Genomic DNA, 23,441 nt, shown 5'->3' on the forward strand with positions numbered 1-23,441 from the left:
GCTGCCGGGCCCCGTCGGTCGTTGTTGGCCGCAGATGGTCGTCGTTGGCCCTCTTCGCACGGCCCCAGGACGGCCCGGAGCCAGGCTGTGGAGTGGACTATCGGCATTGCCACGCCATTACACGCTCACTCCGTGCGGCTCCCGGCGCGTTGGACGAACGTCAGACGGGCGCCAACCGTCAGCGCAGGCCGACCCCGGACGGTCGAGGGCTAGGACTCGCCTCGGCGGCATACCTAACCAATGGCTCGTACGGCTCACACGGCAACGCCCGGTCTGGACACCCGCAATGGAGCATCGGTTCGCAGTGAGCCCGCTGGGATACCGGAAGAGCCGGCTCATGTGTAGCATTTTCGACAAGGCGTCGGATGCGACAGGGGTAGAAATTGGATGGCGGACGGGCTGCTGCGCGAGGCTTCCGTTTTCAGTACATGCGAACCCTGGAAGCCATGATCACAGCAAGTGATGAGGCCCATCTTTGCCGAATAGAGGGGCCAGAGCTCAACTCAACCTCAACCAACGAAAAAGAGATTGTCGACTTCGACCTAACCGACAGTTCCGGAAACTGTTTAGTTGCAGCCCAAGTCAAGAGCGGTGGCCCCGGACGTACGACGAGTGCCCACTCCTCCTTCACGGTACTGGCTCGGTTGGTGCGTTCCGGCGCATCTCAGCGCTATGAACTGATCACGAACATGATCCCTGATCGCCAGTGCTCTACCTTGATAGATATCCTGCGACTTTCAGCCTCGATTCCCGATCTGCAGGAAGAACTAGAAAAAGTTCTTTCAAGGTCCCAAAAAAGCTTAGCCTTGCTGCACGAGTTGTCACCTGAGGAGATGCTACGGCTAAAGCGGGCGCGCATCATATTTGATCCTCGCACTGATGCCGAAATCAGATCTAGCCTCTATCACTACGTGCGCTCGTACAGAAACCGCCACAGGGCCGGTATGGGAGAACGATCAGCAGGGCTTCTGGTTGGATATCTCCTGGATGAAATCCATGTAAGGGCTGCATCAGATGCAAGCGCATGGCTCCTGTCCGATTTCAGGCGAGAATCTCTGATTGAGGATGAGGCGCTACTCCAAGCGCTGGGCCGGCAAGATTGGGGGGCTATCTACGGGCCGGTAACTCCAGTGCCGGACGTGAACCGCCCGCCCCTGCTTAAAGGAATAGAATCAGCATTTCCCGAACTGCCCGACGGAAGGGCCGTGCGCACTTGCGTACTGACTGGATTATCAGGCATCGGTAAATCGAGCCTGGCGTCGGCATACTTGGCAAAGAACGCATATAAATACGATTTGATTCTTTGGATTGAGGCTGGGTCTCAAGAGTCCCTCGCGATGTCGTTCCGCAAGGTGGCTGCACATCTAACGCGAGCATCAGATATCAACAGTGCCACCGAGGACGCGTCTCTTATTAAGGAGCAGGTACATTCGCTGCTCGCTGCTCTGCCTGGCCGATGGCTGATGGTCTTCGATGACGCAAGGCCTCAGGAGGTTTACGATTGGCTGCCGACTCTAGGCAGGGGCGATGTTCTCGCTACATCAACAGATAGCGCTGCCTGGAGTCGAAGCTACAGTAAGGTATCCGTCGGCTCCATGAGTATCGACGAGGCCACCTCGCTAATACGCAACCGTCTGGGGGTGCAATCCGGCGAAGACCAGAAGATCCATTCGCTCGCTCTTGGCCTTGAATGTTGGCCATTAGCACTGGAGCTCGCATGCGGCTACATTGAAAGCTGCAACATGCCCCTTCATGATGCTGGCGAATATCTTGATTCCCTGAAAAGGCGTGCACTTGGCGATTCGCTTTCAGTTCCACGCGGCTATCCTCGGACGCTCGTGGCAGCCATTCACCTAAGCATGCATCACATTGCCGAACTTGCCCGATACGAGGATGAAGCAATGCGGCATGCTCTCATCCAGATAGTGGGCGTTTCCTGCTATTTTAGTCCGCATCGAATCCCCATTCATCTTGCGACCGTGTCAGCCCTCGTTCACCCGGATGAGGTAGAAGAGGATTCCGGCGGCCTGATAGTCGATGAGTATGGTTCGGATCTCCCCGTTAGAGAGGTCATCAGGCTACTCACTCGCGTCTCTTTCGTCCGTTACGATGCACCACTAGAACGTCTGAACGAAAAATCGAACCGCAGAGCCGACGATACCGTCACTTTCAATTCGGTAGTCCAAGAGATCCTAAGAAGGATCTTCAGCGTAAATTCTCCCTTGCCGGACTTGTTGTCGCAGGCGGCATTTCACACTGAAAGATGGCTCCGCGAGGCGCTAGACCATGGGGTTGGGCTTCGCGCACACGAGTTGTCAATCCATGCGGGCGAGCTTGCACACCACGCGAGAACGTTAAATGTCAGATCAAACCATACCGCTCTTCTCCTGGGAAACCTAGGATCTTTTCATCATTCACGAGGCAATGAGAGGCTATCCTTCGAGCTCTTCAATCTGGAACTCGACTGGCTTGGAACAATTACCGACGCTAACGAACTTCTTTGCATTCAAACCAGGATTTCACTTGCAACACTCCTCCTGAATAACCCTAATTTGGCGCAACGCCAGGAGGACTCTCCGCTTAGTCACCTAACCCTTGTGCTCGATTACGTGCAACGACTTGCGCAAGAAGACCAAGGCAGTGCGGCCTTCCTGGCGGCAGAGTGCGCGTTCACGCTTCAGCAGGCAATTCTCATTGGGCACGAAGCGCCAGCTATCTCTGAGCTGGCAGAGGATTTTTCCGATCTCCTGCATAGGCTGCCGGAGACACCAGCCTCACGCAGTATTACGGTTGCTTTCGAAGTGGGCAAGCTAATAGCCGAGCAAAAAACTGGTGAAGCCATCGCCCTCGCCAAGGAAGAGCTAGCTAGCTGGGAAAGAGCCGTCACGGCCCCGATAGTGGAGCTCCGACGGCTGCTGGTTGAAGCTCTGGTTCTTGACCAGCTGTGGGATGAAGCAGCAGCAGCGTTTCAGGACCTAGCGCCCCTATTTGACAAGCACACGATTTATCACACCTCAGTATTCCTTATGGTCCACAATGTGGGGCTCCATTGTGCGATGCACTGGGGAATCTTCGGCGCCGCCGATGCCTTGACACTACTGTCAAAGGTCATGTCGGTCGTTGATTCCGAACACCTAAAGAGCGGAATCGTTCGAGAATCAGAAAAAAGCAGATTCATCCTCCTGGAGGCCCTGGCTGCGTACATCCAAAATGGAACAGCAGGCTTCGAGGAAAAATTTGACGGTTTAGATCCACAGGATTTCGATTCCGGAGAAGCGTCCGACGTGGCCTGGGTGCTAGCAGCAGGTGCGGCAGTGTCCCGAGTCCGGGGAAGGACGAAAGAAGTTCCCTCGAACCATATAACCGACCCGAAAAAGTTAATGCGGGCTGCTGCTGACACCAGAGCCAGGTGCCAACTTATTTCCGCCGCAGAGTTTGACTGTTTACTTACAGCTCTGGGGGAGGATGGAAGAGAATTTGTCGGGGCATCCGAGGCCCCGGTGGCGATCATTGAACCGCGCTACATGCTTGGTTCCATGCATAGGGACACCGGCGAAAAAATTGAGATGCAGGTATTTGCTATCTGTGCTGCCGGATTCCACGACGCTCGTCACCGGAGTCAAATGTTCCGCTTTTCACCCGGATGGCTCCTGAAATCTAGCGGTGATGAAGTCACGCTAGTCGACGGTCAGGGCGGGCTCTGGGCTGTCGCGCGGGAGAAGCCATCCCGGGACTGGATAAGTGCAGCGAATGTGAGCGGGCAAGTCCGGATCATCTACGGATTCGGATTTGACCTTCATTTGGAACGAGACGAGGCTAGGGATGTTCCGGCCACGAACTTTGCAGAAGCGGCGCGAGAGGGGATCCTGTGTGGCGCACTCGTGCGATGGGGCGGCTCACAAGTGGTCCCACCGCATGTGAAGAAAAATCGTGGACAGGCTCGCACGCCCAAAAAGGGGCGAAAGCGGCGGAAGTAGGCCACGGTGAGGTTGGCGAACGGCTTTGGGCTGGAACTTGCTTCGGGCGAGTGATTATGGCCCGTAGGCTAGGGGCGCGTCGGGCAGCCCTAGGGACCTGCCCGGCAGGGCGCGACGTTGGGGCCATGGTCTTCGGGGCTCGCCCCAAAATGGCTGCCTGAAGCCGTTGAGCTGACCACCCCCATCTCGGAGGATGTATCCCCTTCATGCCTGCAGGCGCAGTGGTCTGGCGTTGACGGAGTGGAAAAGTTGTACCGAGCTAAGGACACGACAGTTTTCAACCAGCCGGTTCTCCGCTCTTCATCTAGCGTGACCTGCGCTAATCACCCCGGATAGCGTGCGCGATGCGCCGCAGACCTCACAGAGCTCCCGTGATGTCGTCACTTCCTCTCTGCGGTATCCGCCATGAGTCGGCTTGTGAACCCGGCGTCGCGTAGGCGCTCGTACGCCGAGGCCACGTCCTCAGGCACAAACTGCTCAATCATGAATCCCTGTCGCGGGTAGAGCATGAGCCGCTGCTGCGCGCCGGCTAGCATGTCGATGACCAGGCGTGCGTCTCCGATCGAGTCGACGTACTCAGCCAGGGTCATAGGTGTGGACGCGCTGACCCACTCAACTTCGGGCCATAGTTTCCGTGCGGTTGCGTAGGCCCGCCGTTCCTCGTACGGCTTGCTGACCAGCAGGACGGACGACACCGCGACCTGGTGCTCTTCCAGCAGTGCGCGCGAGAAGCGGATGTTCTCGCCTGTGTTCCGAGCCCTCGGCTCCACGAGGATGGCGTCAGCAGGCACCCCCAGTTCCATCGCCCGCTCGCGGTAGTGCTCCGCCTCGCCTCGCGGCATGCGGTCCCGTGTGGTGCGGCTGGTCGCCCCGGTGAAGACGGTCAGCGGCATCATGCCCCGGCGGTAGAGATCGGCGGTTGTGTCCGCGACGCCGAGAGTGGAAGGAGCGGTTGCAGCGCTTCCGCGCCGCCCGCCACCACCGCCGCATGGACCTGCTCCACTCACCCGTGGAGGCCGCCAAAGGCGTGGCCGTCGGCGCCGGGATGAGCGTCGGTGTGCTGGTCGCTCTCGAAGTCGTGATGGCCATCAACACGGGCAAGGTCGGGGACGTCATCACCCCGCTGTCCGCGACCATCGACTTCATCGCCTTGCTGATCCGGATCGTGCAGGTCGTGTGGGGTCCGGCGCTCACGATCGGCCCGTTCCTGGCTCTGCTGGCGCTGTGGTCGGTCGGCCGCAAACAGCACGCCGCCCCCGCCTGGGCCCTGCCCGCCAACGTCCGCAGCAGCGAGGGGGAGCCGATCACCCCGTCCATCGTGGTCAAGGCTCTGCGCGACCTCGGAGTGCCGGCGCTGCGCAACGCCATCAAGGAAATGGGCGACGCCGGCGCCTCAATGCTCGGGCCGATCCGGATCGCCGGATGCGGCGTCGAGGTGGACGTCACGCTTCCCTCGGGTGTGGCGACGAACGAGGTACAGAGCAAGCGCAGGAAGCTTGCCGAGAACCTCACGCGGCACGAACACGAAGTGTTCATCGTCATCCCGCAGGCCGCGCGGACGGTCCGGCTGTGGATCGCCGACTCGGGGGCGCTGGACGAGCCGATTGGCCCGTCTCCGCTGGTCACCGACGAGACGATGACCGCCGACTACATCAAGGGCCGCGCCCCTTGGGGGCAGGACCTGCGCGGGGACGCGGCGGCCCTGAGCCTCTACCAGCGCCACCTGTTGATCACGGGCTTGTCCAATCAGGGCAAGACGGCCGCGCTCCGGTCGTTGGCCCTGTGGGCGGCGCTGGATCGGCGAGTTGAGTTCCGGGTCGCTGACCTCAAGGGCGCGGGTGACTGGGCCATGTTCGACGGGCTCGCCGCCGTCCTCATCCAGGGGCCGACCGATGAGCACGTGATCGAGGCGACGAAGATGGTTGAGGGCCTGGTCGAGGAGATGAACCGGCGCATCGCGGAGCGGCAGGCCGACCCCACCGTGGTGTTCGATCCGCTGATCGGCATCGTGGATGAGGCGCAGGTGGCGTTCATGTGCCCGGCCGTGGACGACGAGAAGCGCCCCTACGGCGGATCCAAAGCCACCTCCCGCTACTTCATGGCCGTCCGCAAGGTCCACAACCAGGGCCGCGTGGTCGACGTGCTCATGTACGAGGGGACGCAGGACCCCACCGACCAGAACCTTCCCAAGCTGGTCCGCGAGGGCGCGCACACCCGCGCCTCGCTCGCACTGGGCACCGAAGCGCAAGCCGTCATGCCCCTCGGTGAGAAGGCCGTCAACGGCGGCGCGGCCCCGCACCTGCTCCGCCAGGGCCTGGACAAGGGAACCCTGGTCGTCGCCTCCGACGGCATCGAGATCCCCAAGGGCCAGTCGTCCATCACCGTACGCACACACTTCATCGGCGATGAGGACGCCAAGGCCATCGCCGACCGGGCCAAGGCCCTGCGCGACGGAGTCACCACCCTGCGCGTGGTCGACCCGGCCGAGGAGCGCGACGCGCTCGCCGACGTCGCCACCGTCATCGGCGACGCGCCCCGGCTGCGGACCAACGAGATCCTCAAGCGGCTGCACGCCCTGGCCCCGAAGGTCTACGGCGACCAGTGGACCAACGACCGCCTCAAGAGCCTGTTGGAGGAACACGGCGAGGAGCCGAAGAAGTCCCACGGTGTCATGGTCGTCCACCGCGACCATGTCGCCCGAGCGCTCGCCAACCGCGACGAGGACGGTTCCGCTTCCGCCGCCCAGTAGCGGGGAGGAACAGCCGCCCGGTCCGGGGAGGCGGGGAGAACTCCCCAACCCCCTCCCCGAGCCACCTCCCCCGCGTTGATCAGCGAAAACACCGTTTCGGGGAGGCGGGGAGCCTGCCTGCTCAGACCCCGAAACGCCCCTCCACACGGCACCCCGAAGGGGGTGCCGCTACCTCCCCGGCCAACGTTCCGAAGGGATTCCGCATGTACCCCGAGCACTCTCCGCACGTGCCCGCACAGCGGGCCGTGGAAGTCCACCAGCCGACCCCGCTTCCGCCCGCTGTGGCCATGCCGGCGCCCGCCGTTGCGGCACAGGCGAACGCCGTTCCGAGTGTGGCGAGCATCGTCCTGCCGGACGGCCGCGTCGTCACCGGCTACGCCATCGACAATGCCCCACCCGAGCCGCTCGCCAAACCGCCCGTGTCCCGCGCGGCCGTGAACGTCGCCCTGGGCGGTGTCGGCTTCCTCGCGGTGTGCGGCGGCCTGCTGCTCCTGACGACGTTCATCACCGCACTCACCGCGCTCATTACGCAACTGATCACGCTGGCCGCAGTGATCTTCGGCGGTTGGATCGCCGTGCAGGTCTTCAGCATGAGCAGTCACCGGGGCGGAACAACGGTCAACATCCGCAAGGCCGTCATCAAACGCAACCACTTCCACAGCTAATGCGGGGACGCGGCTACCTTGCTTCGGCGCCTACGAGCGACGGCTGGCTGGCGGCTGCAAATCGTTGCGCATAAGCCGTTGCAGGGCGTCTAAGTTCGTAAAGAACAAAGAGATAGCCTCTCGGTATTCCGGGGTCTGAAAATTCACCGTTTCCGAGCTCAGAAGGTCGCGCGCGGCCCGCAGTTGGTGGTAGACCGCGTCAGCAGCTCGATAAACGTGATCAGGCGCCGTTATAGCCACCTCCCGCAACACGGATTTGGCATCGGAGTTTTGCGGATCACTGAATAAGGCGCCGTGAACTGCCCGTTCACGGGCGAGCCCAGCCTCCCCGCTGGTAGCTGCCACCGTCATCCGACTGTGAGCCTGGGTCAGCGCCGCCAGAAACCTGGCATAGGTCACGTGTTTCGCGTCCGCCCACCGCTGCTGCCTTTCACGCCGAGAGCGAAGAGCATCGGTTATCACCGTCGCCCCTATGCCGAAAGAGGCGCCTACCGCAGCGACTGCCAGAGTCCCCCACTCCATGCACGGAGGCTACGAGACCCCCTACACGCCGTCTAGATGCTCGAAAGCAAGGAGCAACTTTTCAGACACCCAGCAACGCAAGGACGGCCCCCCTCACGCCAATGAACAGGGCCGCCCTTGCCACCCAATCCACTCACGGAACTGGAGACATCCAGCATGACGCAACCAACCGACATTCGGCGAGACCACCTCGCGACCGCGCTCTCCCTCGCAGCCTCTGGCGTGCCTCCGCTGCCCTTACGAGCGGGGAAGGTGCCGTTCGGGAACTGCCCGGCCTGCGCCAAGAACGCCTGCGGTGGCCGACCGAACATGAGGCCCCCCGGCCCCTGCACATGCCCCGCCCCGTGCCACGGATGGGCCGCCGCCACCACCGACCCGACCGTCATTAACTCGACGTCATGGCGGCGGGCGTGGCGGGAGGCCGCGGGCGTGGCCTACCACCCCGGCGGCGCCGGCCTCACGGTCGTGGATCTCGACAACGCGGAAGCCATCGCGTGGGCCTGTGTCAGCCTGCCCGCCACACGGACCGTGCCGACGACCCGGGGCCAGCACTGGCTCTACCGAGGCACCATGCAGTCCGCCAACGCCGTACGGCCCGGCGTCGATATCAAGTCTCTTATGCAATACGCCCGTTGGCTCGGGGCGGGCGTCGGCGTCACGGCCGCTCTGCCCGACGCTGTGCGCGCCTTGGCGGTAAAGCAACCTTCCGCGGCTCGTAGGGCGCCACAGGCGCTCTCAGTGCCCCTGAGCACCCACCGGGGAGAGTGCCCGCATCGCACGCCCATCTATTTGGACCGTGGGATCGCTATGGCGGAGCAGCGCATCACCGAGGCCCGGGAGGCCGTACACGCGACCGTCTACCGGACGTTCCTCGCCGTGCTGTCCACGCACGGCCGGTGCGGCTGTCTCACAGCGGCTCACACCGCGCGGTTGTTCACCGCCGCTCAGGCCAGAGGTGAATCGCCCCGGCACTGCACGGACGCGTGGACCAACGCCCTGACCACGTTGGGACTGTAGCCATGGCTGAGGACGACAAGACTCCCGCCCGGGAGGTCATCGCGGACTACGCGCAAGAGCACTTCCGCTACTTCCGCACTGCCGACGGGACCGTGTACGCGCAGAAGAAGGGCCACCCCGTGGCCCGCCCGATCCGCTCCCAGGGCACCACCGGCAGCCACCGCCAGGAACTCATGGTCGGCCTGTACCGGGACGGCCGCGGCGCGTTCAACGGGTCCGCGCTCAAAGAGGCGCTGGACCTGATCGAAGCGCTCGCGCTCACCGAGGACGTCCAACCCGTCCACATCCGCGTGGCCCCCGGGTTCGACGGAGCAACGTGGTTGGACCTGGGACGCGACGACGGGAAGTCCGTCCGCATTCACCCCTCAGGCTGGGACATCCTCACCCCCGACCCCCGGGAAGTCTGCTGGCGGCGCACGCAGCTCACCGGGGAACTGCCCCTGCCGGTCAAGGACACCGACGGCAAGGGCATCGACCTGCTGATGCGGCTGTGCAACTTCGCCAACGCCGAAACCGAATGCCTCGCCATCGTGTGGCTGATCGGCTGTCTCGGGCCCTCGGTGCCCGTGCCCGCGCCATTCCTCACCGGGCCGCAGGGCGCGGGTAAGTCCACTGGTGGCCGGATGCTCACCCGGATCATTGAGGGGATGAGCGGTGACCTGCGCCGAGCGCCGAAGGACGAGGAAAGCCTGATCGCAGCGGTCGCGGCGGGATGGGTCACCGCGCTCGACAACCTCTCTCACGTGACACCGGATCTGTCGGACGCGATGTGCTGCATCGTGACCGGAGCCGAGAGCGTGAAGCGGGCGCTATTCACCGATGGGGATGTGTTCCGCGTCGGCTACCGCCGGCCGCTGCTCCTGACCGGGATCGACGTGGGTGTCATCCGGCCCGACCTCGCGGACCGGCTCCTGCCCCTGCGATTGGAGCGTCCCAAGATCCGGCGTACCGAGGCCGAACTGTGGGCGGACTACGCGGAAGTGCTGCCCGTGGTCCTCGGCTCGCTCCTGGACCTGACGGTCAAGGTCCGCGCCGTGGAGGCAGAAACCCCGACGGACCTGCGGATGGCGGACTTCGCCCACCTGTGCGCGCAGTTCGATGCGGCAACCGGTCTTGGGGCGCTGCGGGCGTACCGGGCGAGTCTGGACGACTTGAACGACGACGTGATCGAGGGGGACCTCCTCGCGCAGACCGTCCTTCTGCATGCCGAGACGATCGAGCCCGGCGCCGCGCAGCGGATGACGTCCACGGAGTGGCTGGCGTGCCTCAGCAGCCTCTACAGCGGCGAGGGCTGCCGTCCCCTGCCGAAGGGGTGGCCGACCACCGGCAAAGTCCTCTCGGACCGGCTCAAGCGCCTCCAGCCCACCCTGGCGGCTCGCCGCGTTGTGGTCGACGCGGGCCGCACCAAGGCGGGCCGCTACCTCGAAATGACCCGCACACTGCCCCCGGCCCCGACCCCGGACGAACAGACGCAGGCGTTCTGACCCGCGACCCGCAGGCACAAGCGAACAGCAAGAAGAGCACGTGCTCCTCTTGCTGTTCGGCGGAACGCCGCCCCAAAGGTCGCGCCGCGCAGCGGCTCCTTCTTCACGCTCTGAGGCGCACCCACGTACTACAGGCAGCCTCTTCTTTGTCCTAAGTAGGAAGACGCTGCGTCACCCGCGTCACCACGGCCGGAAAACGGCTCCTGAACTGCGACAACAGCGGTGACGCAGACGGGTTTCTCTGCGTCATCCTGCGTCACCTGCGTCACCCGATGACGCAACCGATGACGCGGCGGTGACGCAGCCACGATCCGCCGCGTCACCCAAAACCGCAGGTCAGACCACCAAATGACGCTGATGGCGCGGGTGACGCAGAAATCCGAACCTCGGACAGACACGGAGTCCGAGACACCCCCGATGCCAAAGACGACACACCCTCCGAGGAACCCCATGGGCCGACTCAGTTCCGCTCAACCCGACCCCCGCGCCACCCTGCGCGGCGGCCTACCCGATCGGTACCTCACCCCCGACGACATCGCCGAGATGTTCGGCGTCCCCCTCGAAACCGTCTACCGGTGGCGTAAGAAGCGCACTGGTCCGGCCGGGTTCCGGGTCGGCAAGCACGTGCGGTACGACCCCGCCGACGTCCAGGCATTCGTCATTCAGCAGCAACGCGCCGAGGTTGACGCGGCGTAGACCCTCATTCGCTGTCCCCGGGAGGGCCACCTCGGTGGTCCTCCCCTCTGCATGAGGAGACACAGAAGCCACATGGCCGGCCACATCCAGGACCGCTGGTTCAAGACCGAGAACGACGCCAATGGCAAGACCGTCCGCAGCAAGTCCGACCGCTATGGCACTGGTCTCCGCTACCGAGCCCGCTATATCGGCCCCGACGGCACCGAGAAGAGCAAAAGTTTCCCCGACCGTCAGAAGCGCCTCGCGGAACAGTGGCTCGCGCAGACCGAGTCGGACATGGCGCGCGGGCAGTACATCGACCCACGCATGGCCCGCACCACGTTCCGGCAGTACGCGGACCGTTGGGTCAAGGCACACACGGGCGAGATCAACAGCCGCGAAGCCGCCGAGCGTCGGCTTCGCCTGCACGCTTACCCCCACATCGGGACGCGTCCGCTCGGCTCGTTCAAGCCGGAGCACATCCGGGCCTGGATCTCCGCCCTGGAGGTCACCGTGCCGGCCGAGTCTCACCGCCGGATCATCGTCGGCACAGTCTCCGCAGCGCTGAGTGCAGCGGTCGAGGACGGACTGTTGAGCAAGAATCCTTGTCGTGCCCGCACCGTGAAACTGCCGAAGCCTGGAAAGCCACGTGTCCACCCATGGACGGCCGCACAGGTCTTCGGCGTACGCGCGGCGCTTCCCTATCGCTACCAGGCCACCGTGGACGCCGGGGCGGGGTGCGGACTACGTCAGGGTGAGATCTTCGGTCTGTCCGTGGAAGAACTCGACTTTGAGGGCGGGTGGCTGGCCGTGGGCCATCAACTCAAGCGCATCCGCGGGAAGTACGTGTTCGCCCTGCCGAAGGGCGGCAAGGTGCGGGACGTGCCGCTTCCTAAGGCCGTGGCCAACGCCTTGCGCGACCATTCGGAGGCGTTCACCCCTGTCGACGTGACACTCCCGTGGCGTACGCCGGACGGACCGCCCGTGACGAAGCGGCTGCTGTTCAGCGGCCCAGAAGGCGATCACGTCCGCGTGAGCAACTTCAACGAGCACCACTGGAAAGCCTCGCTGGCCGCCGCCGGCATCATCCCGGCCCGGAAGCCAGGCACGCGATACGCGTCGGCCCCCGAACACGGCATGCACGCGCTGAGGCACTTCTACGCCTCCGTGCTGCTGGACGCCGGCGAGAACATCCGGGCCCTGAGTCAGTACCTCGGTCACAGCGATCCGGGGTTCACGCTCCGGACGTACACGCACCTGATGCCCAGCAGCGAGGGACGGACCCGAAAGGCCGTCGACAGCCTCTTTCTGGCGTCCACGCCACAAGATCACGGCCCAGAGACGGCCCAAGCCGCCTGATACGGCCCCGGCCAGAGGCAAACGCCCTGGTCGGGGGCCAGTCAGGCTGGATTACGCGGACTTCATCTACTTCTGGCCGATCTACACCGGCACGGCCATCCCGATCGACGACTGGCGGTCGCGGATGTGGCTGGATACCTGGGTCTAACAACGGGAAACACCCTCCCCACCCGTCACTCCCCCGGCTTAGAGTGCAAACGCTTACGGGGAGGGGTGCGCCATGCGCAAGGGGGTCAAGGCCGCCGTCGTCGGCGGTGTGTTCGCGGTGATGGTGGGGGGCGCCGGGTACGGCGCCTACAACGTGGTGACCGCCGTCGGCGGTGTCGGCGGGCCCGCGCCCGTGAAGACCGGGAAGCCGAGCGGGGACGAGGTCGAGGAGACCACGGAGAGGTTCTTCGCCGCCTGGGAGAAGGGCGACGCGTCCGAGGCGGCGAGGTACACGAACGACGCCGGCGGGGCCGAGCCGCTGTTGGCCGCCTACCGCGACGACGCCCACCTCACCAAGGTGCGGATCACGCCGGGCACGCCGTCCGGGACCACCGTGCCGTACTCGGTCGAGGCGACGGTGTCGTACCGGGGCAGGAGCAAGCCCCTGTCGTACGACTCGGAGCTGACCGTCGTGCGCGGGGTGACGACCGGCAAGGCACTCGTCGGCTGGAAGCCGTCCGTCGTCCACCCCGGCCTGGTGGAGGGCGACACGCTGGTGACGGGAGAGACGGCGAGCCCGCCGATCGAGGCCGTGGACCGCAACAACGTCGTCCTGACCAAGGCCCGGTACCCCTCCCTCGGCCCGATCCTGGACGCCCTGCGCGGCAGGTACGGCGACAAGGCGGGCGGCACGCCCGGCATCGAGCTGTCGGTCCGCCACGCGGACGGGAACGCGGGCGCCAGGACGCTGGTGACGCTCGCCAAGGGCAAGGCGGGCAGGCTGCGCACCACGCTCAGCGCGAGCGCGCAGGCGGCGGCCGAGCGGGCCGTCCAGCGGTACCCCGAGTCGTCCGTGGTCGCGGTGAAGCCCAGCACGGGTGAGGTGCTGGCGGTCGCGAACCACCGCAAGGACGCCTTCAACGCGGCGTTCGAGGGTCGGCTCGCCCCCGGCTCCACCATGAAGATCGTCACCGCTGCGATGCTCATCGACAACGGCGTCACCTCGATGGACGGCCCGGCGCCGTGCACGGACACCGCGGTCTGGCAGAGCCAGACCTTCCACAACCTCACCGGCATGGCGCCCAACGAGAAGGCCACGCTCGCCAACAGCTTCATGCGGTCGTGCAACACCGCCTTCGTGAAGCTCGTCGACGAGAAGCCGCTCACCGACGCGTCCCTGACCGCCGAGGCCGAGGAACGGTTCGGGCTCGGCCGGGACGACTGGAAGACGGGGATCACCTCCTTCGACGGCAGGATCCCCGCGTCCGGCGGCCCGGACCGCGCGGCCAACGCGATCGGCCAGGGCGACGTCCAGATGAGCCCGCTGGGCATGGCGTCGGTCACCGCGACCGCCGTCACGGGCACCTTCCGCCAGCCCTACCTGGTGTCGCCGAAGCTCGACGACCGCCCGATCGCCACCGCCCGCGGCCTGCGGAGCGGGACCGTGGCGCAGCTGAAGCAGATGATGCGGCTCACCGCGACCCAGGGCACGGGCGCCCGCGCGATGGCGAACCTCGGCGGGGACATCGGGGCCAAGACCGGTTCCGCCGAGGTCGACGGCCAGTCGAAGGCCAACAGCTGGTTCACCGGATTCCGGGGCGACATGGCGGCCGCCGCGATGACCGAGGGCGGCGGCCACGGAGGGGACGCGGCCGGTCCGATCGTCGCGGATGTGCTAAGAACGAGCGGCTGAAGTCACCCCGGCCGCACCGGGAGCCCGGGGTGGTGCCTTTCGTCGGGCACGCGAGGCACCGGGGCCAGGGGAACCAGCAAAGGATCTGCAGCTGTGGGCAAGAGAGGGCGCGCCGCCGAGCGCGGCAGGACGAGGCCCGCCGTGATCGGCGGGGTGATCGCCGTGGTCGTCGCGGGCGGGGGGTTCGGCGCCTACAGCCTCTTCGGCGCGGACGGGGACGGCGGGTCCACGACCGCAGACCCGAAACCCGTGAAGACGGGTCCCCTGTCGGCGGCCGAAGTGCGCACGGCTGCCACGCGGTTCCTCACCGCCTGGCAGCAGGGCCGGCCCGCGCGGGCCGCCGCCGTCACCGACGACACCGCCACCGCGAAGGCCGCCCTCACCGGTTACCGCGAGGACGCCCGGATCACCGGCGTGACGCTGACGCCCGGCAGGCGGACGGGCACCACCGTCCCGTTCTCCGTCCGGGCCACCGTGACCTACAAGGGGAAGAGCAAGCCGCTCGCGTACGACTCGAAGCTGACCGTCGTCCGGCGGGCCGAGGACGGTGTCCCGCTCGTCGGCTGGCGGCCCTCCGTCGTGCACCCGGATCTGCGGGACGGCGACCGGCTGGTCACCGGCGAGTCCGGCACGCCCCCGGTCAGGGCGCTCGACGCGGACGGCGGCGAGCTGACCGCCGCGAAGTACCCGTCGCTCGACCCGGTGCTGGACGGACTGCGCGAGAAGTACGGCAAGAAGGCCGGCGGCAGGGCGGGCGTCGAGCTGAGGGTGGTCCGCAAGGCAGCGAGGAAGGGCGCCGACAAGGACCCCGACAAGACGCTCGTGGCGCTGAGCGAGGGCACGCCGGGGACGGTGCGCACGACGCTCAGCCCGGCCCTCCAGGCCGCCGCCGAGCAGCAGGTGGCCAGGAGGTCCCGGGCGTCGGCGGTGGTGGTGCGCCCCTCGACGGGTGAGATCCTGGCCGTCGCGAACTCGGGCCACGGCTTCAACACGGCCTTCCAGGGTTCGCTGGCCCCCGGCTCCACGATGAAGATCGTCACGTCGTCGCTGCTGATCGACAAGGGCCTGGCGTCGGCCGAGAAGCAGCACCCGTGCCCCAAGTACGTGACGTACGGCGGCTGGAAGTTCCAGAACGACGACAGGTTCCAGATCAAGAACGGCACGTTCAAGGCGAGCTTCGCGCGGTCCTGCAACACCGCCTTCATCTCGCAGGCGAAGAAGCTGGACGACGACGACCTGACCCGGCAGGCCCAGCAGGTCTTCGGGCTCGGCATGGACAACTGGTCCATCGGCGTGCCGTCCTTCGACGGCTCGGTGCCGGTGCAGAGCGCCGCCTCCAAGGCGGCCTCGCTGATCGGCCAGGGCGGGGTGCGCATGAATCCCCTCAACATGGCGTCCGTGGTCGCCACCGCCAGGACGGGCACCTTCCACCAGCCGTACCTGGTGTCCCCCTCGGTGGACGGCCGCACCCTGGCGAAGGCCTCCCGCTCGCTGTCCCCCCGCACCCGGGCCCAGCTGCGCGAGCTGCTGCGCTACACGGCCGCCGCCGGCACCGCCGCCGAGGCCATGTCCGGGCTCGGCCCCGACTTCGGCGCCAAGACCGGCTCCGCGGAGGTCGACGGCCAGAAGAAGCCCAACGGCTGGTTCACTGCCTGGAAGGGCGACCTGGCGGCCGCCGGTGTGGTGCGGGCGGGCGGTCACGGCGGCGACTCCGCGGGGCCGGTCGTGGCGGCCCTGCTGCGCACCGGAAGCTGACGTCCGCTCCCCGGAAACGGGTCGCGTGTCCCGTACACCGACCACTACGGTGCCGTCCATGACTGCCGCCGAAGAGCACGCCGCCCACCCCCGGTTCGCCGAGGCCCTGCGGGAGACGGGCCTCGGGGACCTGCTGCCGCGGGTCCGCCGGTTCCCGGACGCGACCCGCACCGCGGCCGAGGCCGCCGCCGCGATCGGCTGCGGGCTGAGCCAGATCTGCAAGTCGCTGATCTTCGCGGCGGACGGGATCCCGGTCCTGGTGCTGATGGACGGCGCGTCCCGGGTGGACCTGGAGCTCGTACGGCGGGAACTGGGCGCGCGGAAGGTCACCCGGGCGCGGGCGGACGCGGTGCGGGAGACGACGGGGTACGCGATCGGCGGGGTCCCGCCCTTCGGCCACCGTACGAAGACCCGTGTGCTGGCGGACCGTTCCTTGCTCGGCCACGACACGGTGTGGGCCGCGGCCGGCACGCCGTACGCCGTCTTCCCGATGTCCCCCGAGGACCTCGTCGCCCACGCGGGCGCCAGACTGGTGGACGTGCGGGAGCCGGACACCCAGGAGCCGGACGCACGTGAACAGGACGCCCCTGCGGCGGGCGTGGGCGGGCGAGGCGTGGACGGGGGCGCCCCCGCGGTGGGCGAGCGGGCTCTGTGACGCCGCTGGTCGCCGCGGCCGTCCTGCTCGCCGCCGTGACGCACGCCGGCTGGAACGCGCTCAGCAGCGAACCCGTCCGCGTGTCCGGGGTGCGCGGGACGTCCGGCGCGTCCGGGGTGAGCGGAGCGTCAGGGAGGCCCGTCTCGTCGTTCGTCACGCGCCCATTGTCACGGAGCGGGGATCGAAGCCGAAGGGAAGCTCCAGCCGGTGGCCGCGCATCAGTTCGTCGTCGGAGAGCAGCTCGCCGGTCTTCCCGTCGGCCGCGATGACACCGTCGCTGAGGATCAGGGCCCGGGGGCACAGCTCCAGGGCGTAGGGCAGGTCGTGCGTGACCATGAAGACGGTCACGTCCAACGACCGCAGGATGTCAGCGAGTTCGCGCCGGGAGGCGGGGTCCAGGTTGGACGAGGGCTCGTCCAGGACGAGGATCTCCGGCTCCATCGCGAGGACCGTCGCCACGGCCACCCGGCGGCGCTGGCCGAAGGAGAGGTGGTGCGGCGGGCGGTCGGCGAAGGACTCCATGCCGACCCGTTCCAGGGCCGTCCGCACCCGCGCCTCGAGGGCGTCCCCCTTGAGCCCGGCCGCGGCGGGTCCGAAGGCCACGTCCTCGCGCACGGTCGGCATGAACAGCTGGTCGTCGGGGTCCTGGAAGACGATGCCGACCTTGCGCCGGATCTCCGCCATGTGCTTCCTGCCGACCGGGAGTCCGGCGACCGTGACGGTCCCGGCGCCGCCGGACAGGATGCCGTTGAGGTGCAGCACGAGAGTGGTCTTGCCGGCGCCGTTCGGCCCGAGCAGCGCCACGCGCTCACCGCGCCCGATGGTGAAGTCGACGCCGAAGAGGGCCTGGTGGCCGTCGGGGTAGGCGAAGGCCAGCCCGGCCACGTCCAGGGAGGGCGGCACGGCGGAGGGGGTCACAGGGTCCATCCAGACAGGGTCACAGGGTCCATCCCAGCAGACAGACGACGAGGGCGGCGAGCGGGAGGGTGAGGGCGTACGTCCACTGCGTCCGGGACGCGGTCACCTCGTCGATCACCGGCATCGAGCCGGCGTATCCCCGGCTGACCATGGCGAGGTGGACGCGCTCCCCGCGCTCGTAGGAGCGGATGAAGAGCGCGCCCGCCGACTTGGCGAGGACGCCCCACTGCCGGACACCGCGGGCGTCGAAGCCGCGCGACTCGCGCGCTATGCGCATCCGCCGCATCTCGTCGGTGATGACGTCGCCGTAGCGGATCATGAAGGACGCGATCTGCACGAGGAGCGGCGGAAGTCTCAGGCGCTGGAGTCCGAGGAGCAGCTCGCGCAGCTCGGTGGTGGAGGCGAGAAGTACGGAGGCGCCGACGCCCAGGGTGCCCTTGGCGAGCACGTTCCAGGCGCCCCAGAGGCCGTTCACGCTCAGGGACACGCCGAGCACGTCCACGCGTTCACCCTCCGCCACGAACGGCATGAGCACCGCGAAGGCGACGAACGGGACCTCGATCAGCAGCCGCTTCAGCAGGAAGGGGGCGGGCACGCGCGCCTGGTACGCGACGCCCGCGAGGAGCACCGCGTACAGCGCGAACGCCCACATCGCCTCGCGCGGGGTGGAGACCACCACGACCACGAAGCCGAAGGCCGCCGCGAGCTTGGTGTGCGGCGGCAGGGCGTGCACGGGCGAGTGCCCGTGCAGATACAGCTTGTGCGCGTGACCCGCACCCACGTCAGACGCCTTCGGGTAGTGAGACGGGCGAGGTGTCGTCCGTACGGCGCCTGCGGACCGCCCAGAAGACACCCGTGCCCGCGACGACGGTGACGCCGACGCCGATCACGCCCGCGAGGCCGCCGGAGACGCGGGCGTCGGAGACGTCCTTGACACCGTAGTCGGCCAGCGGCGAGTCGGACGCGGCGTGCTCCTCGGCCTTCTTGTCGATGCCCTGGTCGTGGGCGATCTTCTCCAGGCCGTCGGGGCTGGCGGAGGCGTAGAAGCTGACGAACCCGGCGAGCACGACGGAGGCGGTCAGGCCGGCGGCCCACACCGCACGCCGGGAGGTCCGGGCGGCCACCGGGACGGGGGCGGTGCCGGGGGCGTCGACCAGCTCGCCGTTCACGCGCAGCTTGAGGCGCTGCTGGAGGCCGCGCGCCCCGTACACGAGGTCGGGCCGTACGGCGATGACGGCGCCGACGGTGAGCGCGGTGATCGCCGCCTCGCCGATGCCGATGAGGAGGTGGACGCCGACCATGGCGGTGGCGACCTTGGTGATCGAGACGTCGGTGGTGCCGCCGAGGGCGTAGACGAAGGTGAAGGCGACGGCGGCGGCGGGGACGGACAGCAGCGCGGCGACGAAGGCGGAGACGGTGATGGAGCGCCGCCTGCGCGGGAGCACCTTCACCAGCCCCCGGAAGACGGCGTACGCCACCACCGTGGTGACGATGGCCATGTCGGTGATGTTCACGCCGAGCGCGGTCAGGCCGCCGTCCGCGAAGAGGATGCCCTGCATGAGCAGCACGACGGAGACACAGAGGACCCCGGTGAAGGGGCCGACGAGTATCGCCGCGAGTGCGCCACCGAGCAGATGTCCGCTGGTTCCGGCGGCGACCGGGAAGTTCAGCATCTGTACGGCGAAGATGAACGCGGCGACGAGGCCGGCGAGCGGCGCCGTCTTCTCGTCCAGCTCGCGGCGGGCCCCCTTGAGACTCACGGCGATGGCACCGGCGGCGATGACGCCGGTGACCGCGGAGACCGGGGCGTTGATGAATCCGTCTGGCACATGCACCGTTCGAGGATAGCGCCTTGTTGCGAACCGCTTGCAAGAGAGAGTGCGTCATGAATAGTCCGGCGGCGGGAGACCGCTCCCAGGCCGGGTTCCGGGATGTGTGCGACATTGGAGAGGAAGCGGATCCACGACGCGGGTATGCCATCCCCTGCTCGGGTCACGCAGCGTGAGGAGCCGTCCGATGTCCGTTGTCGAACAGTACGCGCGAGTCCACATCGTCACGGAGTCCCAGGAGGGCGAGAACGCCGTCCCGGTCGTCCTGCGCTACGACCCCGAGACCGACCCCCGCGTCGTCCAAATCGGCCTCCCCGGCCCCCACGAGTGGCAGTTCTCCCGCGACCTGCTGGAACGCGGCCTGCGCACGCCGGTCCGCAGCGGCGACGTGGAGGTCTGGCCCTGCGGCCGGGTCCAGGCGATCATGGAGTTCCACTCCGCGCGGGGCACCGCGGTCGTCCAGTTCGACACGAAGACCCTCACACGATTCCTCCGCCGCACGTATGCGGTGACGGCCACGCCGGTGGCGCACTGACGTCGGATCGCCCCGGCACCCACCCGACACGCGCCCGAGCCGCCGCTCAGTCGGCGCGCCCAGCGACGGACCCGGCCAGCGACGTGCGCGGATCGCCAATCCTTGGCGTGAGAGCGATGACGTCGTGCGTCACTGGATCACTGGTCCTGGGGGTGGAAAGCGCTCACGACTCCGACGTCCGGTCGCTGATCACTCCCGACCGGAGAGGTCCTGCAGCTCCTCCAGGGACGCGATGACTCGACGAGATCCCGAAACGATCGCCCCGGCATCGGAATCTCTCGCCCCCACGGACAACTCGCGCAAAGCCCGGGAGGGGGACAACCCTCGCTTCTTCGCCGCACTCAGCTGCGTCAGCCACGACGCGGCGACGTCGAGGGCCACGTCACCGGCGGCGGCACGCGGCTCGTACCCCGCCGCTTCGTCGCTGTCGGCCGCCCACAGGTAGCCCACCACGCGACCGTCGAGGGTCACTTCGAGGCACTCGACGGGGGAATCCGTCTCGGTCGCGAACGGTGCCGCGTCGAGGGGCATTTCCGCCTGCAGCCGCTCCTTCCGGCGCGGAGCCTCGAACGTGTACCAGGAATCGAGCAGATCCGGGTCCTCGTCGGGGAGATCCTCGAAACCGTCCTGGGTGGGAACGCCGTACGCGGTGGGATCCGCCGGTACTACCTCGGCCCCGGTCAGCCGCGTCAGCGCGGCGAGAGCGGAACTTAGGCGGGGAGCGTTCTCCTGCTGCACCCGCGGCTGCCTGTGGCCCCGCAGGTCGTGGGACATCCATGCGTCGGAATAGGTGTGGAGAGTCAGCGTTCCGGCACCGCTCGCCCATGCGTCGGCGGAAATCACAAAGAGCTTCTCGACAGGGCGGGGCCGGCCGGCCCGGAGGCACGCCCCCGGTGCCGAGAGATCGATCGTCACGAGTCCCACCCGGTCCCCGTCGAGCGGCGGCAGGCCGGCGAAGAGGCCTTCCCCGGAGTGGACAGCCTGCGGATCCACCCGCACACCCCGCCGAGTGAGCAGAGCGCCGCCGCCCTTGCCCTCGACCGTGAGACCGGCGCGCACCGCACCCTCGACAAGTCCCAGCGCGCCGAGTGCGGACCACGCCTCGAGCACCTGACGGGCGGCCCGCGCCACGAGGTCGTCTCCTGCGGTCTGCGTCTTGGCCTCCCACGACCAGCTGCCGACCGGGACCGTCGTCATCACAGAACACCTCGTGGGTCGACCTTGGAGCCCGGGGGAATGACGATCGTTCCGTCGTCGAGCCGGAGCACGAACAGGAATGCCGCGCGCCTCTCATTCGGCGACTCTCCCCTGGCCGTCGACGAGCATGACCTTGTGATCCGCCGCCGACTTGGACAACTGGCCCAGGTTGTCCGGCTGACTCGCTGCGACGCAAACGGCTGCGGTAGAACCGGTCACCGAGTCGCGGCTGGATCACTGGTCCTGGGGGTGGGAAGCGCCCATGGCTCCGAAGTCCGATCGATGCTCACTCACGGTCTGGGCACCGCTCAGAGCCTGCCGGTCAGGTCCGGGCCCAGACCGTCTTCGTAGGCGTCCGGAGTGGCGAGGCCGTCGGGCGTGGCCACGCCGAAATACGTCGGGTCCCCCAGTTCCGGAGACACACCGAGTACTGCAGTGAGTTCCTTCAGGGCGGTCGCAAGGCGCGGTGCGTTGCGTTGATGGACGTAGGGATGCGGACGGCCGGAGAAGTCGTACCAGGCCCAGATGTCGTGATGGACGGCCAGCTCGGCCGAGAGACCCGTGGGAGCAGGAGAGACGGACAGATCGATCAGCCTGGGTTCCTCACGTCTCTTCCCTGTCGCATCGATCCAGATGCCCGAGCCGACGACATGGACGGTGTCGATCTCTGCTTCGGGAGAGTTGACCGGGCGACTTCCGCGAAGCCGCTCCGCAAGCGTCGGATCGCTCAGGGGCGTCGGGAGTTCCAGAGTGCTCTTGACTCCGATGGCGCCGACGTCCATGACGTACCACCGGTATTCGAGGCTGGTCGGGGCGAGCAGCTCCAGGCGGTCGAGCACTTCGCTCATGCGCGCGGCCGTCGCCAGCGCCGACTCCAGACCGGGTGCGGCGATCCCGTCGAGATCCCAGAACCAGGAACCGCAATTCCGAGGTGCACGCATTGACACGTCGTGGTGATCCTTACGGGAAGGCGGGTCCGGTCACCCAACTCATTTGCCGACCACGTATCCGACGAACTCCGCCCAGGCCGCCGGGTCCACGGTGACGCGGGGCCCCGGGGGGCTCTTCGAGTCGCGGATGTGGATCGTCCCCGGGGTCGCGGCTATCTCGACGCACTCGCTACTGTTGCTGCTGTCGCTGTGACTGCTCTTGCTCCACGTCAGCTCGGGATCGTCCCCGGCAGTGAGCTCAAGGGTCATGTCTCTCCCAGTACTTGCTCGATGAGGACCGCCGACTCCGGGGGAGTGAGAGCTTGCGCCCGGATCATGCCATGACGCAGCTCGCGAGTAAGCGGGCTGCCGCATCTCGAAGAGGGCGCGAGCATAGTCCTGCGTCTGCAGCAGGCCGTCGAGGTTGTGGTCCCCGTAGGCCACGAGCTCGACCGCCCGCTCCTCCAGCATCTTCAGTTCCCGTACCTTCTTCGGGTACCGCGCCTTCTCCATGTCCTCGCGGAACGCCCTGATGCGGCCGCCCGCGTTCAGGACCTCGTCGGCGCGGTCCAGGAACTCCGGGCGGGGAATGCACGCCCCGCGTTCCACCTTGCGGACCAGGTCCTCGCCGTATCCGACGGCCTCTCCCAACTCGGCCGCCCGCAGGCCCGCCGCCTCGCGCCAGAGTCTGATCTGGCGCCCCGTCGCCTCCACCACCGGGGCGATCTCGTCCTCCGGACCGACATCCCACCCGGGTTCGTCCACACCCTCGCCGCTCATGACCACCGCCTTCCACGCGCAGCCGTACCCGTACATCCCCGGGACAGCCGGGACAGACCGGGACAGCGGCCGGACAGTCACCGTACGTACGGGTACGATCACCGCTCAGCGTAGCCAGCGTCCGCCACGCTGAGTGACGTGAATCAAGAGACCAGCGGGCCCCGGCCGCAACTTGCCCGCCATTTCCGCACCTTCAGCGTGCTGCTGTCCCCCACACCCCGCGGCGCCCGCCTGGCCCGGCTGCTCGCTGTGGAGCAACTGCGTACCTGGGGGGGTGCCGTTGCAGGCGGCGGGCCACATCGTCGCCGAGCTTGCGGCCAACGCCGTGCGCCACGGCCGAGTCCCGGGCCGTGACTTCCGGCTGACCCTCCTCGTGGTGGGCGGCATGCTCCGTATCGAGGTGACGGACACGCGCGGTGACCGTCTCCCCGTGCTCCCCCAAGAGGCCCCCGCGGACGCCGAGTCGGGCCGCGGCCTGCTCCTCGTGGACGCGCTCGCCGACCGCTGGAGCGTCACCCCCGGCCCCCCCCCGCGCAAGACCGTCTGGCGGAGACC

The 23,441-nt window shown here is 67.3% G+C and carries 17 protein-coding genes and 3 pseudogenes; 12 read left to right on the plus strand and 8 right to left on the minus strand.

The window, feature by feature from the left end; all coding sequences use genetic code 11:
- Positions 1-446: 446 nt before the first annotated feature.
- Positions 447-3,977 carry an NB-ARC domain-containing protein gene (locus tag AC0ZLC_RS23170; RefSeq protein ID WP_476753862.1) on the plus strand — a complete coding sequence of 1,177 codons (3,531 nt, stop codon included), beginning with the start codon at positions 447-449 and terminating at the stop codon, positions 3,975-3,977.
- Between the two features lie 380 nt (positions 3,978-4,357).
- On the opposite strand, the pseudogene AC0ZLC_RS23175 reads toward AC0ZLC_RS23170, so the two are convergent.
- A pseudogene (locus AC0ZLC_RS23175) lies at positions 4,358-4,915 on the minus strand (YdcF family protein); the annotation flags it as partial.
- Positions 4,916-4,965: 50 nt separating this feature from the next.
- Between AC0ZLC_RS23175 and AC0ZLC_RS23180 the strand changes: the two are divergent.
- Entirely contained in the window at positions 4,966-6,726 is a 1,761-nt protein-coding gene (locus AC0ZLC_RS23180; RefSeq protein WP_476753863.1) for an ATP-binding protein, read from the plus strand.
- A gap of 203 nt (positions 6,727-6,929) precedes the next feature.
- Positions 6,930-7,391, plus strand: coding sequence for a hypothetical protein (locus AC0ZLC_RS23185; RefSeq protein WP_476753864.1), 462 nt, complete (start codon positions 6,930-6,932; stop codon positions 7,389-7,391).
- A gap of 30 nt (positions 7,392-7,421) precedes the next feature.
- Here the strand turns inward: AC0ZLC_RS23185 and AC0ZLC_RS23190 are convergent, their stop codons facing one another.
- Positions 7,422-7,790: a hypothetical protein gene (locus AC0ZLC_RS23190; RefSeq protein WP_476753865.1), complete on the minus strand. Its 369-nt coding sequence runs from the start codon at positions 7,788-7,790 to the stop codon at positions 7,422-7,424.
- 279 nt (positions 7,791-8,069) lie between these two features.
- Here AC0ZLC_RS23190 and AC0ZLC_RS23195 point away from each other — a divergent pair, with 279 nt between their 5' ends.
- From AC0ZLC_RS23195 to AC0ZLC_RS23225, 7 genes and pseudogenes are all read left to right on the plus strand, one after another.
- A complete protein-coding gene (locus AC0ZLC_RS23195) occupies positions 8,070-8,930 on the plus strand; it encodes a bifunctional DNA primase/polymerase (protein ID WP_476753866.1) in 861 nt (286 codons plus the stop codon).
- A gap of 2 nt (positions 8,931-8,932) precedes the next feature.
- On the plus strand, positions 8,933-10,414 hold the full coding sequence (locus AC0ZLC_RS23200) for an ATP-binding protein (protein ID WP_476753867.1): 1,482 nt from the start codon (positions 8,933-8,935) through the stop codon (positions 10,412-10,414).
- Positions 10,415-10,864: 450 nt separating this feature from the next.
- Positions 10,865-11,110, plus strand: a complete 246-nt coding sequence (locus tag AC0ZLC_RS23205) for a helix-turn-helix domain-containing protein (RefSeq protein ID WP_476753868.1) — start codon at positions 10,865-10,867, stop codon at positions 11,108-11,110.
- A 72-nt stretch (positions 11,111-11,182) separates the two neighbouring features.
- Positions 11,183-12,448: a tyrosine-type recombinase/integrase gene (locus AC0ZLC_RS23210; RefSeq protein WP_476753869.1), complete on the plus strand. Its 1,266-nt coding sequence runs from the start codon at positions 11,183-11,185 to the stop codon at positions 12,446-12,448.
- 220 nt (positions 12,449-12,668) lie between these two features.
- A complete protein-coding gene (locus AC0ZLC_RS23215) occupies positions 12,669-14,288 on the plus strand; it encodes a penicillin-binding transpeptidase domain-containing protein (RefSeq protein WP_476753870.1) in 1,620 nt (539 codons plus the stop codon).
- 93 nt (positions 14,289-14,381) lie between these two features.
- Positions 14,382-16,043 carry a penicillin-binding transpeptidase domain-containing protein gene (locus AC0ZLC_RS23220; protein WP_476753871.1) on the plus strand — a complete coding sequence of 554 codons (1,662 nt, stop codon included), beginning with the start codon at positions 14,382-14,384 and terminating at the stop codon, positions 16,041-16,043.
- A gap of 58 nt (positions 16,044-16,101) precedes the next feature.
- Positions 16,102-16,590: pseudogene (locus AC0ZLC_RS23225) on the plus strand (YbaK/EbsC family protein); the annotation flags it as partial.
- A gap of 261 nt (positions 16,591-16,851) precedes the next feature.
- On the opposite strand, the gene AC0ZLC_RS23230 reads toward AC0ZLC_RS23225, so the two are convergent.
- From AC0ZLC_RS23230 to AC0ZLC_RS23240, 3 genes are read right to left on the minus strand one after another with little or no spacing between them, the layout of a single operon-like run.
- Positions 16,852-17,625 carry an energy-coupling factor ABC transporter ATP-binding protein gene (locus tag AC0ZLC_RS23230; RefSeq protein WP_358850055.1) on the minus strand — a complete coding sequence of 258 codons (774 nt, stop codon included), beginning with the start codon at positions 17,623-17,625 and terminating at the stop codon, positions 16,852-16,854.
- Positions 17,626-17,635: 10 nt separating this feature from the next.
- A complete protein-coding gene (gene cbiQ / locus AC0ZLC_RS23235) occupies positions 17,636-18,397 on the minus strand; it encodes a cobalt ECF transporter T component CbiQ (RefSeq protein WP_476753872.1) in 762 nt (253 codons plus the stop codon).
- A gap of 1 nt (position 18,398) precedes the next feature.
- Positions 18,399-19,451 (minus strand): energy-coupling factor ABC transporter permease, encoded by a 1,053-nt coding sequence (locus AC0ZLC_RS23240; RefSeq protein WP_476753873.1) that lies wholly within the window; start codon positions 19,449-19,451, stop codon positions 18,399-18,401.
- 181 nt (positions 19,452-19,632) lie between these two features.
- Here AC0ZLC_RS23240 and AC0ZLC_RS23245 point away from each other — a divergent pair, with 181 nt between their 5' ends.
- A complete protein-coding gene (locus tag AC0ZLC_RS23245; RefSeq protein WP_476753874.1) occupies positions 19,633-19,980 on the plus strand; it encodes an SsgA family sporulation/cell division regulator in 348 nt (115 codons plus the stop codon).
- Between the two features lie 189 nt (positions 19,981-20,169).
- Here AC0ZLC_RS23245 and AC0ZLC_RS23250 read toward each other — a convergent pair whose 3' ends face one another.
- The 3 genes from AC0ZLC_RS23250 to AC0ZLC_RS23260 form a co-directional block, all read right to left on the minus strand.
- Positions 20,170-21,111 carry a C15 family peptidase gene (locus AC0ZLC_RS23250; protein WP_476753875.1) on the minus strand — a complete coding sequence of 314 codons (942 nt, stop codon included), beginning with the start codon at positions 21,109-21,111 and terminating at the stop codon, positions 20,170-20,172.
- Positions 21,112-21,485: 374 nt separating this feature from the next.
- The gene (locus AC0ZLC_RS23255; RefSeq protein ID WP_476753994.1) at positions 21,486-22,118 is read right to left on the minus strand and encodes a hypothetical protein; all 633 of its coding nucleotides are present in this window, start codon (positions 22,116-22,118) and stop codon (positions 21,486-21,488) included.
- A gap of 48 nt (positions 22,119-22,166) precedes the next feature.
- Positions 22,167-22,886, minus strand: a complete 720-nt coding sequence (locus AC0ZLC_RS23260) for a Scr1 family TA system antitoxin-like transcriptional regulator (protein WP_476753876.1) — start codon at positions 22,884-22,886, stop codon at positions 22,167-22,169.
- Between the two features lie 138 nt (positions 22,887-23,024).
- On the opposite strand from AC0ZLC_RS23260, the pseudogene AC0ZLC_RS23265 reads away from it, so the two are divergent.
- Positions 23,025-23,433, plus strand: a pseudogene (locus AC0ZLC_RS23265) (ATP-binding protein); the annotation flags it as partial.
- Positions 23,434-23,441 lie beyond the last annotated feature (8 nt).

It is taken from the genome of Streptomyces sp. GLSS-08 (assembly GCF_056387915.1).